Raw genomic sequence first — 1848 nt, 5'->3', positions numbered from 1 at the left:
CGCCCCGAGGGGCCGGCCCCGCGACGGGCCCGCCCCGCGCCGGGCTTTCCCCCTCAGGGCGGGGCGAGTTGCTCCTACGCTGGACGGCGTGACGGATCCGGGCGGCGCGAACAACAGCATGGGGGTGCCCTGTCCGTTGGTCCTGCCCGACGCACCGACCGAGTTCGACCATGCCCTGCTCGACAAGGACCTCGTCCTCTGGCAGACGCTGCGAGCGAACGACAGCGATGTCCCCCTGCCCCTCCTCCTGATCACCGCGTACGAACTGAGCAGATCCGTCCCCGAGCGGCGCACGTCTGGAGTCGTACGGGCTGCGTGTGCCGGACTTCTCCACGTACCGAACGCGCGATCGGGCGGACCTCTGGGATGACATCGCGCTGCTCAGCAGGGACCTGAGCGGTCCGGGGCTCGGGCCCGCGGGTGCCTTCCGCCCGAGTCCCCTTCAGTGGCTGACGCCCGGCACCCAGGTCCCCCTCCGCCACCTCTGCGCCGCCTCGACCAAGCTCGGCATCCCCCTCGCCGAGGTCGCCGTCCGCCTCCGCGGTCTCGGGATCGACGTGCCCGACATCGCCGACACCGTCCGCGCCGCCATGGTCAAGCTCCCGCGACTGCCGCAGGAGCAGAACCCGGCCTGAAGGAAGCCCTGGAAGGCCCTAGAGGTCCTTCTCGTACCAGGCCACGTCCCAGTAGCGGCCGAACTTCCGCCCGACCTCCCGGTACGTCCCCACATGGCGGAAGCCGAAGCGTTCGTGGAGGCGGGTGGAGGGCTCGTTCGGCTGGGCGATGCCGGCGTAGGCGCGGTGGACGTCCTCGCCCGCGAGCGCCTCGAACAGCGCCTTGTACAGCAGTGTGCCGACGCCCCGGCCGCCCGCGTCGGGGGCGAGGTACACGGAGACCTCCACGGACGTGTCGTACGCCGCCTTCGCGCGGAACGCGCTGCTCGTGGCGTACCCGAGGATTCGCTGTGAATCCTCCGTGGTGGCAACTATCAGGCGGTGCCGACCGTCTACAAGGTGGGAGAGCAGCCACGGACGGCGCTCCTCCGGAGTGAAGACGGCAGTGTCGAATGTGATGGGCGTCTCACGGACGTAGTGGTTGTAGATGTCGGTGAGGGTGGCGAGGTCGGCCTCGACTCCTGGTCTGACCTGCACCTCTGCGGACCCCGCGGACATCACGCCTCCTCCTGTGGCGGCACAGGGTACTGCAAGATCAGAAAAATAGTGGGCCTGCATGGGAATTCTGTCCTGATTCCAGTCGTTGTTTCCTTCGGAAGCCGGGCACTCGGGAGAGTGTCCGAGCGGCCTTGTCAAGACACGTAGGACCAGACACGACCCTGCCAGCCCACCATCGCAAGGGAGCACGCATGGCAACCCGTGCCGTCGCCGCTCGTCGTTCGTCCGCCGCCGGCGGGAGCGACGCGGCAAGCAGCGTTCGCGCCTCTGGCGGCGAGATCGCCGACCGCGACCTGGTCGGCATGTACCTCGACGAGATCGCGCGTACACCGCTTCTCGACGCCGCCAAGGAAGTCGAGCTGTCCCAGATCATCGAGGCGGGTGTGTTCGCACAGCAGATCCTCGACGGCGAGGAGGAGGCGAGGGCGGACGCGACCCATGAGGAGTTGGAGGCCCTCGTCGCGGACAGCGATCGGGCCAAGGACATCTTCATACGGTCGAACCTCCGCCTCGTCGTGGCCGTCGCCCGGCGGTATCCGCGCAGCGGTCTGCCCCTGCTCGACCTCATCCAGGAGGGCAACGCGGGCCTGGTCCGCGCGGTGGAGAAGTTCGACTACCGCAAGGGCTTCAAGTTCTCGACGTACGCCACCTGGTGGATCCGTCAGGCGATCACCCG

4 protein-coding genes are annotated in these 1848 nt (G+C 68.6%); 3 read left to right on the top strand and 1 reads right to left on the bottom strand.

Annotation, left to right across the window (positions count from 1 at the left end):
* Positions 1-88 precede the first annotated feature (88 nt).
* Together AOK15_RS45900 and AOK15_RS38080 are read left to right on the top strand one after the other, a co-directional pair.
* The gene (locus AOK15_RS45900) at positions 89-370 is read left to right on the top strand and encodes a hypothetical protein (protein WP_167738904.1); all 282 of its coding nucleotides are present in this window, start codon (positions 89-91) and stop codon (positions 368-370) included.
* On the top strand, positions 318-635 hold the full coding sequence (locus tag AOK15_RS38080) for a wHTH domain-containing protein (RefSeq protein ID WP_055523388.1): 318 nt from the start codon (positions 318-320) through the stop codon (positions 633-635). Before AOK15_RS45900 ends, AOK15_RS38080 begins: the two co-directional genes overlap by 53 nt.
* Before the next feature lie 18 nt (positions 636-653).
* On the opposite strand, the gene AOK15_RS38075 is transcribed toward AOK15_RS38080, so the two are convergent.
* On the bottom strand, positions 654-1172 hold the full coding sequence (locus AOK15_RS38075; RefSeq protein ID WP_055523386.1) for a GNAT family N-acetyltransferase: 519 nt from the start codon (positions 1170-1172) through the stop codon (positions 654-656).
* Between the two features lie 191 nt (positions 1173-1363).
* Between AOK15_RS38075 and AOK15_RS38070 the strand changes: the two genes are divergently transcribed.
* Positions 1364-1848 (top strand): sigma-70 family RNA polymerase sigma factor (locus AOK15_RS38070; RefSeq protein ID WP_157870493.1); only part of this gene is annotated, 485 nt, incomplete at its 3' end.

Source organism: Streptomyces ossamyceticus, assembly GCF_001418475.1.
Lineage (GTDB): Bacteria > Actinomycetota > Actinomycetes > Streptomycetales > Streptomycetaceae > Streptomyces > Streptomyces ossamyceticus.
Note: the sequence above shows the minus strand (reverse complement) of the source record. Positions and strands in the feature narration are given on the sequence as shown.

What these genes read in the sequence shown, in the direction of transcription:
- AOK15_RS38075 (WP_055523386.1), bottom strand. Translation starts at nt 1,172, where the DNA reads ATGTCCGCGGGGTCCGCAGAGGTGCAGGTCAGACCAGGAGTCGAGGCC.